The organism is Bacillus mojavensis (assembly GCF_012648005.1).
Taxonomy (GTDB): Bacteria; Bacillota; Bacilli; order Bacillales; family Bacillaceae; genus Bacillus; species Bacillus mojavensis.
The window spans coordinates 2,350,251-2,363,523 of the sequence record NZ_CP051464.1 but is presented as its reverse complement, the minus strand read 5'-3'; the positions used below and the strand labels follow the sequence as shown (position 1 = coordinate 2,363,523).

Annotated in this window: 19 protein-coding genes, 1 tRNA gene and 1 pseudogene; 16 read left to right on the top strand and 5 right to left on the bottom strand. The window is 40.3% G+C overall.

The features are described from left to right. Positions 1-22: 22 nt before the first annotated feature. Positions 23-196 carry a DUF2759 domain-containing protein gene (locus HC660_RS12350; RefSeq protein ID WP_010334935.1) on the bottom strand — a complete coding sequence of 58 codons (174 nt, stop codon included), beginning with the start codon at positions 194-196 and terminating at the stop codon, positions 23-25. A gap of 156 nt (positions 197-352) precedes the next feature. Here HC660_RS12350 and HC660_RS12345 point away from each other — a divergent pair, with 156 nt between their 5' ends. Next, complete coding sequence (locus tag HC660_RS12345) at positions 353-988, top strand: MBL fold metallo-hydrolase (RefSeq protein ID WP_168748240.1); 636 nt, start codon at positions 353-355, stop codon at positions 986-988. A gap of 39 nt (positions 989-1,027) precedes the next feature. Here HC660_RS12345 and HC660_RS12340 read toward each other — a convergent pair whose 3' ends face one another. Beyond that, positions 1,028-1,273 carry a DUF2626 domain-containing protein gene (locus HC660_RS12340; protein ID WP_003226300.1) on the bottom strand — a complete coding sequence of 82 codons (246 nt, stop codon included), beginning with the start codon at positions 1,271-1,273 and terminating at the stop codon, positions 1,028-1,030. A gap of 232 nt (positions 1,274-1,505) precedes the next feature. Here HC660_RS12340 and mgsR point away from each other — a divergent pair, with 232 nt between their 5' ends. After that, the gene (mgsR, locus tag HC660_RS12335; RefSeq protein WP_026014741.1) at positions 1,506-1,886 is read left to right on the top strand and encodes a transcriptional regulator MgsR; all 381 of its coding nucleotides are present in this window, start codon (positions 1,506-1,508) and stop codon (positions 1,884-1,886) included. 65 nt (positions 1,887-1,951) lie between these two features. Here the strand turns inward: mgsR and HC660_RS12330 are convergent. Beyond that, positions 1,952-2,022 (bottom strand) — tRNA-Gln (locus HC660_RS12330). A 96-nt stretch (positions 2,023-2,118) separates the two neighbouring features. Here HC660_RS12330 and HC660_RS12325 point away from each other — a divergent pair. Further along, positions 2,119-2,958, top strand: a complete 840-nt coding sequence (locus tag HC660_RS12325) for an RsbT co-antagonist protein RsbRD (RefSeq protein WP_168748239.1) — start codon at positions 2,119-2,121, stop codon at positions 2,956-2,958. A 79-nt stretch (positions 2,959-3,037) separates the two neighbouring features. On the opposite strand, the pseudogene HC660_RS12320 reads toward HC660_RS12325, so the two are convergent. Next, a pseudogene (locus tag HC660_RS12320) lies at positions 3,038-4,367 on the bottom strand (hemolysin family protein). 143 nt (positions 4,368-4,510) lie between these two features. On the opposite strand from HC660_RS12320, the gene HC660_RS12315 reads away from it, so the two are divergent. The 10 genes from HC660_RS12315 (at position 4,511) to HC660_RS12270 (ending at position 10,408) form a co-directional block, all read left to right on the top strand. Beyond that, on the top strand, positions 4,511-5,461 hold the full coding sequence (locus HC660_RS12315; RefSeq protein WP_010334929.1) for a magnesium transporter CorA: 951 nt from the start codon (positions 4,511-4,513) through the stop codon (positions 5,459-5,461). Between the two features lie 233 nt (positions 5,462-5,694). Next, the gene (locus HC660_RS21095) at positions 5,695-5,865 is read left to right on the top strand and encodes a CBS domain-containing protein (protein WP_244956459.1); all 171 of its coding nucleotides are present in this window, start codon (positions 5,695-5,697) and stop codon (positions 5,863-5,865) included. 351 nt (positions 5,866-6,216) lie between these two features. Continuing rightward, positions 6,217-7,287 (top strand): competence protein ComGA, encoded by a 1,071-nt coding sequence (gene comGA, locus HC660_RS12305; RefSeq protein ID WP_168748237.1) that lies wholly within the window; start codon positions 6,217-6,219, stop codon positions 7,285-7,287. Then, positions 7,274-8,311 carry a competence type IV pilus assembly protein ComGB gene (gene comGB / locus HC660_RS12300; RefSeq protein WP_168748236.1) on the top strand — a complete coding sequence of 346 codons (1,038 nt, stop codon included), beginning with the start codon at positions 7,274-7,276 and terminating at the stop codon, positions 8,309-8,311. The genes comGA and comGB overlap by 14 nt, the downstream gene beginning before the upstream one ends. 13 nt (positions 8,312-8,324) lie before the next feature. Next, complete coding sequence (comGC, locus tag HC660_RS12295; protein ID WP_168748235.1) at positions 8,325-8,621, top strand: competence type IV pilus major pilin ComGC; 297 nt, start codon at positions 8,325-8,327, stop codon at positions 8,619-8,621. Continuing rightward, on the top strand, positions 8,611-9,042 hold the full coding sequence (gene comGD / locus HC660_RS12290; RefSeq protein WP_168748234.1) for a competence type IV pilus minor pilin ComGD: 432 nt from the start codon (positions 8,611-8,613) through the stop codon (positions 9,040-9,042). The genes comGC and comGD overlap by 11 nt, the downstream gene beginning before the upstream one ends. Continuing rightward, positions 9,026-9,373, top strand: a complete 348-nt coding sequence (gene comGE, locus HC660_RS12285; protein WP_168748233.1) for a competence type IV pilus minor pilin ComGE — start codon at positions 9,026-9,028, stop codon at positions 9,371-9,373. Before comGD ends, comGE begins: the two co-directional genes overlap by 17 nt. Positions 9,374-9,398: 25 nt before the next feature. After that, the gene (gene comGF / locus HC660_RS12280; protein WP_168748232.1) at positions 9,399-9,782 is read left to right on the top strand and encodes a competence type IV pilus minor pilin ComGF; all 384 of its coding nucleotides are present in this window, start codon (positions 9,399-9,401) and stop codon (positions 9,780-9,782) included. Beyond that, positions 9,783-10,157, top strand: a complete 375-nt coding sequence (comGG, locus tag HC660_RS12275; protein WP_168748231.1) for a competence type IV pilus minor pilin ComGG — start codon at positions 9,783-9,785, stop codon at positions 10,155-10,157. Positions 10,158-10,228: 71 nt separating this feature from the next. Further along, a complete protein-coding gene (locus HC660_RS12270; RefSeq protein WP_003236949.1) occupies positions 10,229-10,408 on the top strand; it encodes a YqzE family protein in 180 nt (59 codons plus the stop codon). A 42-nt stretch (positions 10,409-10,450) separates the two neighbouring features. On the opposite strand, the gene HC660_RS12265 is transcribed toward HC660_RS12270, so the two are convergent. After that, a complete protein-coding gene (locus tag HC660_RS12265; RefSeq protein WP_168748230.1) occupies positions 10,451-10,774 on the bottom strand; it encodes a YqzG/YhdC family protein in 324 nt (107 codons plus the stop codon). 276 nt (positions 10,775-11,050) lie between these two features. Here HC660_RS12265 and tapA point away from each other — a divergent pair, with 276 nt between their 5' ends. The 3 genes from tapA to tasA all read left to right on the top strand — a co-directional run bounded on the left by tapA (position 11,051) and on the right by tasA (position 13,218). Next, positions 11,051-11,812, top strand: a complete 762-nt coding sequence (gene tapA, locus HC660_RS12260; protein WP_168748229.1) for an amyloid fiber anchoring/assembly protein TapA — start codon at positions 11,051-11,053, stop codon at positions 11,810-11,812. After that, positions 11,784-12,368 carry a signal peptidase I SipW gene (gene sipW / locus HC660_RS12255; protein ID WP_168748228.1) on the top strand — a complete coding sequence of 195 codons (585 nt, stop codon included), beginning with the start codon at positions 11,784-11,786 and terminating at the stop codon, positions 12,366-12,368. Before tapA ends, sipW begins: the two co-directional genes overlap by 29 nt. A 64-nt stretch (positions 12,369-12,432) precedes the next feature. Then, positions 12,433-13,218, top strand: coding sequence for a biofilm matrix protein TasA (gene tasA / locus HC660_RS12250; protein WP_168748227.1), 786 nt, complete (start codon positions 12,433-12,435; stop codon positions 13,216-13,218). Positions 13,219-13,273 lie beyond the last annotated feature (55 nt).

Sequence of the window (13,273 nt, the reverse complement as noted above, 5' to 3'; positions counted from 1 at the left end):
TGTATCCCACTGGATACAGGTTTTAATGTGCAGTAGGATAACCGCTGTTTATCACCGTCATCACTGTAAACCAGCCAAACACACACAAGGTGGCTCCGGCTAATAAAAATCCAAGTATATTTTTGTTTTTAACAGAACGCAAGACTCCCCATAAAGCGAAAAGAGCGACAAGGCCGAAAATCACGACAAGTAACATTACGCAGCCCCCTTTACATTGAAAAACCTGCAATTCTTTCCATTTTTATTCTACCCGTTTTCAGTGTGTTTGTCGATAGCGTTTTCATAGCGATTGTTTGAATCTTTTTTCAAAAACCCTCATAATAGGAGCATAAAAAGGAAAGAGGTGAGAAAAGTGAAATGGAGAAGAATGCCTGTAGGGCCGATTCAAGCGAATGCATATTTTTTAATCAGTGATGATCAATGCCTGATTTTTGATCCGGGCGGCGAAGGGGATAAAATCAATCAATACATAAAAGAAAAAGGATTAACGCCTTTAGCCATTTTACTGACACATGCGCATTTTGACCATATTGGGGCGCTGGATAACGTGAGAGACAGATGGGACATTCCTGTCTATCTGCATCAAAATGAAAAGAATTGGCTTACAGATGCCTCATTGAACGGCTCAGGAATGCTGAGAGGGATAGAAGTGACAGCTAAGCCGGCAGATCATTTGATTGAAGGGGACGGTGAGCTGAATATCGGGCCTTTCCATCTGGAGACGTTATGTACCCCGGGACATTCCCCAGGAAGCGTTTCATACTACGTGAAGGATGCCGACCTGGTGATTTCCGGTGATGTCCTGTTTCAAGGCGGGATAGGCCGTACAGATTTACATGGAGGCGACCAAGAAACGCTGCTTACGTCTATCCATGAAAAATTGCTTACGCTGCCTGAGCACACATTGGTGTTAAGCGGACATGGCCCTGAAACTGACGTGCAGACTGAGCAGGATCAAAATCCGTTTTTAAATGGTTTTTCATTATAGAAAAAGAGACAAACCGATGAGGTTTGTCTCTTTTTGCATTTAATGTCCTCCGCCGCCTGGTACCATAATAAAAATGGAATAGTATGTGAAGCCGGCAAAGAAGATGGTTAAATAAGCGCCAAAGATATAAATGTACATCCGTTCTGTTAAATTCAAATACGATAGAAACACAAATAAGATCGTCTGTCCAAAAAATAAAAGGGAAGCATCTTTCATATCACCTAAATAAAACATGACTGCAAATATTCCCGTCCAAAATCCTAACACCCGGAACATGCGATTCATTTTTATCCCCTCCCGAGAGTCCCTCTGACTGTTATTATAATAGATCACGGACAAAAATGTAAACATTTTCATTATTAATATGAAAAATGGTATTTAACCCTTTGATTGCGTTTTCTATTATATGTACGGTTTTTTAGAAATAACCCGAAAAAAAGTTCAATAAATGGTTTAAAGAAAAATTGATACGGGTAGTTATTCTACAAAGAGATGGTTAACTGGAGGAGGAAAAAACATAATGGAACAATTAACATTTTACTCATACCCAAGCTGCACGTCATGCCGAAAAACAAAACATTGGCTCAAAGCGCACCAGATTGAATTTAACGAACGGCACTTATTCAGAGAAACTCCAACGATGGATGAATTAAAGTATATTTTATCTTTAACGACAGAAGGAATTGACGAAATATTAGCAACAAGAAGCCAAACCTTCAAAAATTTAAATTTAAACATTGAAGATATGACTGTAAACGAAGTGCTTGAACTTTTAATTGAGAAACCGAAGCTTTTGCGCCGTCCGATTCTCGTGGACAACAGGAAGCTTGTTATCGGCTACAATCCGGGAGAACTGTTAAAGTTATCGAAGAAAAAAACGGTTCATCAATCTGCATGATGAAAAACCGAAGATCCGCTGATTTGCTTGAATCAGCTTATCTTCGGTTTTTCACGGTTCAGAAACTGGGCTAGCTGGATTCGAACCAACGATCACGGAGTCAAAGTCCATTGCCTTACCGCTTGGCTATAGCCCACTGTATGTAAAAATAGTATGTGTAACGTGAGACAAGTTATACAAATCAATCATAAATTTTTTGAAAGATAAACATCACAGGAGGTAACCGATTGAAATGAAAGCTCTAGATCAGTATTTAACAGAGCACAAAGAAGATATTACACTTCAATGGCTGGAAACATGCACGTTAAAAGGAACTTTGCTGTATTCTGCTAAAGATCAGCAAAAATTAGAACAAAAGTTAAAAGAGCAGCATGAATCATTGGTAGCAATTGTAGCAAAATCCATTAGAAAAGAAGATGTGAAGGATGAGCTTAAGCAATGGTCACTTCAATGTGCCCGAGACCGTGCTGTTCATGAGGTGACTGTGACGGAAAGTGTCGGTCAGTTTAACGCGTTTAGGCACATTATGTGGCAATGGATTCAGGATTTCAGTGAAGCTGCTCCTTCCCAAGAAATCGGCATTCAGGATGTATGTGAGTGGAGCAAGATTTTGAATCAAACGATTGATGAGATTATCGAAGTATTTACAGAAGAATATCACCAGGTCACGGTGATCCAATTAAATGCGCAAAAAGAAATGATCAATGAATTGAGCGCACCGATTATGCCGATTTCTAAAGAGATTGGAATTCTTCCCCTTGTCGGTGAAATTGACACGTACAGAGCGAGAACCATTTTGGAATCCGTTTTGGCCCAATGCTCGGCGTTAAAGATTTCATATTTATTTTTAGATATATCCGGTGTTCCCATCGTTGATACGATGGTTGCCTATCAAATCTTTAAAGTGATTGACAGCACTAAACTGCTGGGCATTGAGACAATTATTTCAGGAATTAGGCCTGAAATCGCCCAGACTGTTGTGAAGCTCGGATTAGATTTTTCGAAGGTGAAAACAGAGCAAAGTCTTGCTAAAGCTTTAGCCAACAAAGGATTTAAGATAGAAGAATCTTAAGATGTTTCTTGCTTGATGTATTTTTTTGAAGTGCGTTCAACACGCAAGAGAAGCAACAGCTGAACAGCCTGTGCTAGGGCTATTCAGCTGTTTTTACTTCGATAAACAAAATATGGTGACTGTCAATTTCTTTAACCTTAAATGAAAAGCCATCATATTCAATGACACTTTCGGGCTCGGCGTCTATGTTCTGTGTGAGAAACCAGCCTCCGAGTGTATCAACTTCAGCATCTGATAAATCAGTTCCAAGCAGGTTATTCACGTCACTGATTAATAATTTCGCATTTAATAAATAATGATCTTTTCCCAGTTCACGAACATGAGGCACTTCATCTGAATCGAATTCATCACGTATTTCTCCTACAATTTCTTCGATAATATCCTCGACGGTGATCAAACCTGAAGTTCCGCCATATTCATCAATGAGAATCGCCATATGGGTGCGTTCCTTTTGCATTTTGATGAGTAATTTGTAAATCGGAATGGTCTCAATGACATGAATGACAGGCTGTATGAAGGGTTCAATTTTGTGCTTTTGAAAAGAAAAGTCTTTCGTCAGCAATGAAAACAGCACTTCTTTCATATTGATCACACCGATGACGTTATCTTTATCTTCCTTAACAATCGGGTACCGGGTATATTTGGTCTGCTTAACCGTTTCCCGCATGCTTGGGATTGAGTCATCCTCAATTGACAAACTGACCATTTCGTTTCGCGGCACCATAATTTCCTTTGCCATTCGTTTATCAAATGTAAATATATTATTCATATATTTTAATTCGCTTTTTCTGATTTCTCCGCTTTTATAGCTTTCGGTCAACAGTACTCTAAGCTCTTCCTCCGTATAAGCCAGTTCATGCTCTGATGCCGGCTTCAGCCCAAAAAGCCCCGTGATTAATCGGGCAGACTGGTTAAGGAGCCAAATGAACGGAAACATGATTTTATAAAACCAGATTAATGGTTTCGCGAGCATCAGCGTAATGCTTTCTGCTTTTTGAATCGCGAAGCTCTTGGGGGCCAGCTCCCCAATGACGACATTTAAATACGTTACCACTAAAAAGGCGATAATAAGAGAAAGAAGATGGGTAAGCGACTCGTTTAAGCCTGCTTTATGAAAGAGCGGACGAAGCAGAGTCTGTACGGTCGGTTCACCCAGCCAGCCGAGTCCTAAAGCTGCGACCGTGATGCCCAGCTGGCAGGCTGATAAATATTCGTCAAGATGAGTGACCACATGTTTTGCCGCTTTAGCCCCTTTTCTTCCTTTTGCGACAAGCTGATCAATTCTGGATCGTCTTACTTTTACGATTGAGAATTCTACGGCGACAAAAAATCCCGTCAACAAAATTAAAAACGCGACTGCTAATAAATTGATAAATTCCAAAATAAACTGCCTTCTCCAAGGAAGGCATGCACCTCCCTTTCCGATGTCTTTCTACATTCCATACCACCGGGAATAGCTCACAAAACATGTGATAAAGTGCCTAAATGGTTTAGGAATGCTTTTCATTGGGCAATTAAAGAACAAAAGAATAAAAGTCTGGAGGATCGTAACATGAAGGTACATACAGGTGAAGATTGGTTTTGGTACCAAATGGGGCCTCAGGAAAGAGATAAGGCAAGAGATCTGATCCATTTTTCTCATTGGCCGCAATGTGAAAAATGGTTTGAAAATAATCATCATATTAACTTTTTGCGCGTGGATACAACAGAAGCGGAGAATGAAGCGGTATTCGGCTCGATCGTATATGATCAAGGGCTGAACGAAGAAAAGGATCACACCGTATTTCACTTTTATATCACACGGCAATATTTTTTCACCATCAATTTTGATTTTTCTATATTAGAAGGGATTAAGGGGAAACAAGTTGTCCAGCAAATGAAAAGAGCGAACAATGCCATAGAGGGGTTCTTAATACTTCTAGGGGAATTAATGAATGCTTATTTAATCGGTGTCGACAAATTTGAAGTGAGATTGAGAGAGCTTAGGTGGCAAATCAAGGATGATAACAGCAAAAGTATTTTAAACCGCGTTCATTTACTGCGCCATGAGCTGATGATTTGGAAAAACTTGATCTTAAGCGCCAAAAAACTTGAGATGGCGTTAAAAGAAACCTTCTTGCCTCAAAATGAAGGGAAAAAGGATTATCAGCGCACGCATCTGAAAATTGACAGAGGTTTCACATACATCAGTGAATTTGAGGGGGAGCTTAACAACCTTTTGCATTCAGAAGAGGTCATTACTTCTCATAGGGGAAATGAAATCGTAAAAGCCCTTACTATTTTCACGACGCTTTTTACGCCGATTACAGCACTTGGCGCCCTTTGGGGAATGAACTTTTCGGTGATGCCGGAGCTGAATTGGAAATACGGATATCTTTTTTCTCTATTTTTAATTTTCAGTTCAACAATTCTGATTTACCTGTATCTGAAGAAAAAAGGCTGGACGGGAGATATGCTGCAAGAAAGGAAGAGAAAAAATTCACGAAAAAGGCACAGGCAGTAGATATTTCATTTTTTGTGCACGGATAAAGAATAAATAGCACTCGGTAAAGGAGCTTTGACTGCTGCTGGAACCGACCGCAGCAGTCACTGACCTAGCGAAAAAGATGAAAGACTCCAATGTCGGTCCTATTCCAATTTGTGGGATCATCAGATTTCAAGGGCCGTTTCTAATCCGGGACATTGTCATCACAAGCTTAGCTGAAGATCAAATAAAAGCGCCAAGCTAGTGACATCATGAGCAGAGAAATCGTTTCCGGTCATCCGGATAGGTCTGATGATGGAGCGAGTCAGCTTATGGCAGAGCATCAAATCCGCCGTTTACCGATTCTTGAAAATGAACGTTTAACGGGTATTGTTGCGTTAGGCGATCCTTCCGTTAAGAAAGACACAGACCAGAAAGCCTAAGCATTAAGTGACATTTCTAAATCAGCATAACAAACAGTCGGGAAGAGGTAGCTGCCTCTTCCTTTTTATTTTGTATACGATAAACTGATCCGCCGTTTTTAATAAGCGTCAAACTCCGATTTTATCATTTCCTCTTTAGATGCCAGAGCCGGACTGCGTACACCTGTCCATTAATCTCTTTTCATATCCTTATTAAAATCGAAAATCATGTGTTAAATAAAGCTGAATTTCTATTTTGATAGGGATAAATGATTTTTTTAGGTTGTAAATAGATCAGAAAATCACATTTTCTTTGTTTGATTACTATGTCTTCTTTTTCTACAATACGCTTTGAAAGGAGAGGGAATCAAATTGGATTCGATAGAAAACATAAGTAGAACCTTAATTGAAGAGGCATATAAGACGAAGGCCTCTGACATTCACATTGTGCCAAGGGAACGGGACGCGATCATCCATTTTCGGGTTGACAATGCATTGCTGAAAAAACGAAACATGAAAAAAGAAGAGTGTGTAAGGCTCATTTCTCATTTTAAGTTTCTCTCAGCTATGGACATTGGGGAGAGAAGAAAGCCGCAAAGTGGATCGCTTACTCTAAAATTAAAAGAGGGTGACGTTCACTTAAGGATGTCAACGCTCCCGACAATTAACGAAGAAAGCCTCGTCATCAGAGTGATGCCTCAGTATAATATCCCTTCGATTGACAAACTGTCTTTATTCCCACAGACAGGAGCCACCTTGCTTTCATTTTTAAAACACTCCCACGGCATGCTGATTTTTACCGGACCAACAGGCTCTGGGAAAACAACAACGTTATATTCTCTGATTCAATATGCAAAAAAACATTTCAATCGAAACATTGTCACACTTGAAGATCCAGTGGAAACGAGGGATGAAGATGTTCTTCAGGTGCAGGTGAATGAAAAAGCCGGGGTCACATATTCCACAGGGCTGAAGGCTATTTTGCGCCATGACCCCGATATGATCATTTTAGGTGAGATTAGAGATGCTGAAACAGCCCAAATCGCGGTGCGGGCAGCGATGACTGGTCATTTAGTGCTGACGAGCCTTCATACGAGAGATGCCAAGGGCGCGATTTACAGGCTGCTTGAATTTGGCATTAATATGAATGAAATCGAGCAAACGGTTATTGCGATAGCGGCTCAGCGTTTAGTTGATTTGGCTTGCCCGTATTGTGAAAACGGATGTTCTTCAGTGTATTGCCGACTGTCACGAAACATAAGGAGAGCAAGCGTATACGAGCTGCTATACGGGAAAAACCTTCAGCAGTGTATTCAGGAAGCGAAAGGGGATAATGCAAATTACCAATATCAAACGTTGCGTCAAATTATAAGAAAAGGGATTGCGCTCGGCTATTTAACGACAAATAACTATGACCGGTGGGTTTATCATGAAACAGATTAGAAAAGTTTGGCCGTTAAAGGATCAAGCCTATTTACTGAAAAGGCTAGGGGAAATGACAGCGGGCGGATACAGTCTTTTAGACGGATTGCGCCTAATGCAGCTGCAAATGAATAAAAGGCAGCTGGCGGACTTGGCTGCCGCAATAAGACGGTTGAGAGAAGGGGAATCATTTTACTCTGTATTAAAGAGCTTGTCATTTCATAAAGAAGCCATTGGTATTTGTTATTTTGCTGAAACACATGGAGAATTGCCGGCTTCCATGATTCAGAGCGGAGAGCTGCTGGAACGAAAAACAGCGCAGGCAGAGCATATTAAAAGGGTGCTGAGATATCCTCTTTTTCTCATCTTTACCGTTGGTGTCATGCTCTATATGCTGCAAAACATCATCATCCCTCAGTTTTCCGGTATTTATCAATCGATGAATGTAGAAACTTCACGCACAACAGGCATCATTTTTGCGTTTTTTCAGCACCTTGATGCCGTCTTCATATTAATGGCCATTTTGGCCGCAGGGATAGGTCTTTATTATTGGTTTGTGTTTAAGAAAAAATCCCCTGACCTCCAAATGCACATTTGCGTAAGTATTCCTCTGTTTGGAAAGCTGGTCAGGCTGTTTAACAGCTACTTTTTTTCTTTACAGCTGAGCAGTCTTCTGGCATCAGGACTTTCTATTTATGACAGTTTGAAAGCATTTAGACATCAAACGTTTCTTCCTTTCTACCGCCACGAAGCTGAACAAATGATTGAACAGTTAAAAGCCGGTGAAACCATTGAAACTGCTTTAGACAAACACCCTTTTTACGAAAGTGATTTTTCAAAAGTAATATCTCATGGCCAGCTAAGCGGCCGTTTGGACCGGGAACTCTTCACGTACAGTCAGTTTATATTGCAGCGGCTTGAGGACAAGTCACAAAAATGGACAGGCATTCTTCAGCCCATTATTTATGGATTTGTAGCAGCGATGATTTTAATTGTGTATTTATCGATGCTCCTGCCTATGTATCAGATGATGAATCAAATGTGAAAGGAAGAGGCTGATGAATGAGAAAGGGTTTACACTTGTGGAGATGCTAATCGTGCTCTTTATTATTTCTATTTTGCTATTGATCACCATACCGAATGTAACAAAACATAATCAAACCATTCAGAAAAAAGGCTGTGAAGGCCTGCAAAACATGATGAAGGCGCAGGTAACAGCATATGAACTCGATCATGACGGGAAGACACCAAGCCTCGGCGATTTACAGGCAGAAGGCTATGTAAAAAAGGATGCGGTTTGTCCAAATGGAAAGCAAATTATCATCACCGGCGGGGAGGTTAAGGTTGAACATTAAATTAAAAGGAGAAGCTGGCTTCACCCTTTTAGAAAGCCTGCTTGTTTTAAGTCTCGCCTCTATTATGCTGATTGCGGTGTTTACCACGCTTCCTCCTGTTTATGAAAATACAGCTTTACGGCAGACAGTATCACAGTTGAAAAACGATATTTTACTTGCGCAGCAGACTGCAATTTCCAATCATCAAAGAACAAAAATTCTTTTTCAAGAGAAAAAATATCAAGTAATCATAGGTGACACTGTTATAGACCGTATTTATGATAATGGTCTTTTAGCAGAATCACTGACTTTAAAAGACCGATTGGAATTTAATGAGAAAGGGCACCCGAATATAGGCGGAAAAATACGTATAAAAGGGCATGCCGCCTATGACATAACAGTTTATTTAGGGAGCGGAAGAGTCAATGTGGAGAGAAAATAAAGGCTTTTCTACAATTGAAACAATGTCTGCCCTTAGCATATGGCTGTTTATGCTTCTGACAATTGTGCCGATGTGGGATAAGCTGATAGCTGATGAACATATAGCGGACTCCAGAGAAATTGGTTATCAGCTTGTTAATGAAAGCATAGGCCAATATATGCTGACAGGGGCAGGAAATTCATCAAAGACTGTTTCAATGAACAATAACAAATACTCGATGACATGGGAGGAGGAGGGAGAATATCAAAACGTATGTATCTCATCAGACGCCTATAAAGACAAGCCATTTTGCCTCAGCATTTTGCGGACAGACTGGCTATACGCTTCTTAATGTACTATTTTCGCTTTCTGCTTATTTGCTCATATCAGGATCGTTAGCGATGTTCTTTCATCTATTTTTGGCACGTCAACAGGAGAATGAGGGCTTCATGCAGCGAGAATGGATCATTTCGGTAGAGCAGATCATGAATGAGTGCAAGCAGTCGCAGACTGTGCAGACAGCTGAGCATGGCAGCGTCTTAATCTGCAGAAATCTGTCTGGGCAAGAGGTCCGTTTTGAAATCTACCATTCAATGATCAGGAAAAGAGTAGACGGGAAAGGGCATGTTCCGATTCTTGGCCATATTAAAACAATGAAAGCAGAGGTTAGAAATGGGAGGCTTTGGCTGAAAGTCAAGAGTGAGAATGATAAAGAGTATCAAACCGCTGTTCCGGTATATACGTCATTAGGTGGTGGGTGAATGCACTGCTCAAAAGGTTTTATCTATCCAGCCGTTCTTTTTACATTTGCCCTTGTGCTGCTGGTTGTGAATTTCACCGCCTCTCAATTTGTTTCCCGCCATATGTTTGAGAAGGAAACAAAAGAGTATTACACAGGAGAAAATCTGCTGCAAAATGGTGCGCTTCTATCCATCAGGCATATTCTTGAGCACAGACAAGGCCAAAAGGGTTCACAGCAGCTTCCATATGGACAGGTTTCTTATGACATTCGCGAAACAACCATAAAAGAACAGCAAGAAATCACCCTCAAAGCCATCACAGAGTCGGGAACAGAAAAAAGCGCCAAGCTGCTGTTCGATCAAAATCAGAAAAAACTGCTGAGCTGGACAGAATAAACCAGGGGGATGTGTATAAAAAAAGTCGTGTGAGCCAACACTTCATAATAACTGAATGATGAGGTGATCACGTGAAAACGAATGATTATGTCAAATATATGACTCAGCAATTTGTAAAATATATAGACACTCCGAAAGATGAGCGAAAAGAACGAAAAGAGGTTCGAAAAGAAACAAAAACGCCGGCTTCTCAGCATTGGTTTGGAATTTTACCTTATGGTTTTAGGCTATGGCTGAAAAGAAAAAAATAAATTGCACCAATATAACGAACAAGGTCCTTCACATGGAGGACCTTATTGATATTCTTCTAAAATTGCAATTTTATTCACCTTTTGACTATAAGGATCGAATGAAATTGTGACAAACACGCCGAATTCCTTTGAGCCTTCTCTCAGGGTTAAATGATATTGCTTCACAGCTTCGTCTTTTCTTTTGCGGTCCCAAACTTTTTGTTTAACCAGTACCTGTGCGAGCGGGTACCTTTTTTTTGCTTCTTTTACAGCAAGCTCTTCCCATTTTGACATGTGGCGGGCGGTTACAAGCGGCCCTTCTTCTGCTTGAGCGGCAGCGGTGCTGAAACCTAGAAGAGACAGACAAATTACACATTGTTTGATCATAAGCCGTCACCCTTTCTTTGTTGTTTATTATTGCCAAATGTTAACCTGATATGCGTTTAATTTCTCACATAACAATCCCAAAAAATTCAAAAAACTTAAAAATGTGAGCAATATTGAGTAAGGCTATGCAATATGATGAAAACATTCTCTTAAACGAACGAAATGGCGGATTTTGGTGTTTTTCAATCCAACACTCGTTGATTATACTCAATTTGTGCGGTTCTTAAAAGAGAACGATTGTCACATCTAGTTACAGTGTTTTACAGGAGGTAAGGTATGTTTCGATTGTTCCGCAATCAGCATAAGGCTAAGACGAAACTGAGATTGCTGCTTGTTTTTCAGCTTTCAGCCATATTCAGTCTGACAGCCGCGATATGCTTACAATTTACCGGAGATACAAGCGCTGCTTTTCATGATATTGAAAACTTGGATGTCTCGCTTCAAACGTGTGAGAACTTTCAACACACAGATAAAAACTGTCATTATGATAAACGGTGGGACCAAAGTGATTTACACGTGGTGAATCAAACAGATACAAAAGGTACTGTCTGTTCACCTGTCAGTCTATTTGCCGAGCTGGAAAACAGAGGCGAGAAACTTAAGAAATCGAAATGGAAGTGGGAGCTTCATAAACTGGCAAACACCAGCAAACCGCTAAAAGACGGGAACGTAATAGATAAAGGATACGTTTCCAACCAAATAGGCGAATCACTTTACAAAATTGAAACAAAGAAAAAAGTGAAACCTGGCATTTATGCGTTTAAAGTATATAAACCGGCCGGCTATCCGGCGGACGGCAGCAAGTATGAGTGGTCTGAACCAATGACAATTGGGAAGTGTGACGAAAAACCGACAGCACCGAAAAAGGAAAGTCAGCAGGCTGCGAAAACTCAGCACAATCAAGCAGAAAGTGACAGAAAAGAAGAAGCAGATAAAGAAAAAACAGCTGACAAAGACGTAACTGAAGACAAAGAAAATCAACAAGTTCAAAAGGAAAGCGGGGAAGAGGATGAAAAAAGCATTAAAGCTGATCAGTAATATCCTTTACGTTATCATCTTTACTCTGATTATTGTGTTAACGCTTGTTGTCATATCAACACGTTCATCCGGGGGAGAGCCGGCAGTATTCGGATACACGCTGAAATCAGTACTGTCTGGCTCAATGGACCCTGAATTTAAAACGGGCTCATTAATTCTCGTGAAAGAAATCACAGATGTGAAAAAGCTCCAAAAGGGAGACGTAATCACATTTATGCAGGATGCAGACACTGCGGTAACCCATAGAATTATTGATATTACAAAGCAAGGCGATCATTTGTTATTCCAAACAAAAGGAGATAATAATGCTGCAGCTGATTCTGCGCCTGTGTCGGATGAGAATGTCCGCGCGCAATATACAGGTTTTCAGCTTCCTTATGCCGGCTACATGCTTCATTTTGCCAGTCAGCCGATCGGCACTGCTATTTTACTGATTGTTCCAGGCGTTATGCTGCTGATCTACTCCTTTGTGACAATCAGCAGTGCGATTAGAGAGATTGAAAGAAAGACGAAAGCCTTGGAAACAGAGACAAAGGACAATACGATGTCCACTTAACATCAGTTGTAAACCTGGCAACAGGTTTCGATAATATAATCATTCAATAAAAGGGGAGTTTACCATGGGTATGAAAAAGAAATTAAGTTTAGGAGTTGCATCAGCAGCACTAGGATTAGCATTAGTAGGAGGAGGAACATGGGCAGCATTTAACGATATTAAATCAACAGATGCTACTTTTGCATCTGGTACGCTTGACTTAGCAGCTAAAGAAAATTCTGCAAGTGTCAACTTATCAAATCTAAAGCCGGGAGACAAATTGACGAAAGATTTCCAATTTGAAAATAACGGCTCACTTGCGATCAAAGAGGTATTAATGGCCCTGAATTATGGGGAATTTAAAGCAAACGGCGGAAGTAATACATCTCCAGAAGATTTTCTCAGCCAGTTTGAGGTTACATTATTGACAGTCGGCAAAGAGGGAGGCAACGGCTATCCGAAAAACATCATTTTGGATGATGCCAACCTCAAAGACTTATATTTAATGTCCTCTAAGAATGATGCTACGGCGACTGAAAAAATTAAAAAACAAATTGATCCTAAATTCTTAAACGCAAGCGGAAAAGTCAATATAGCGACAATTGACGGTAAAACCGCTCCTGAATATGATGGTGTTCCAAAAACACCAACCGATTTTGACCAGGTTAAAATGGAAATTCAATTTAAAGACGATAAAACAAAAGATGAAAAGGGACAAATGGTTCAAAATAAATATCAAGGCAACTCTTTACAGCTTCAATTCTCATTCGAAGCTACACAGTGGAATGGCTTGACAATCAAAAAGGAACATACTGATAAAGACGGTTACATTAAAGAAAATGAAAAAGCGCATAGCGAGGATAAACATTAATAGAAAAAAGAGGTGGCTCAGTACATGCGTACTGAGCCATTCCTTATGTTCATTG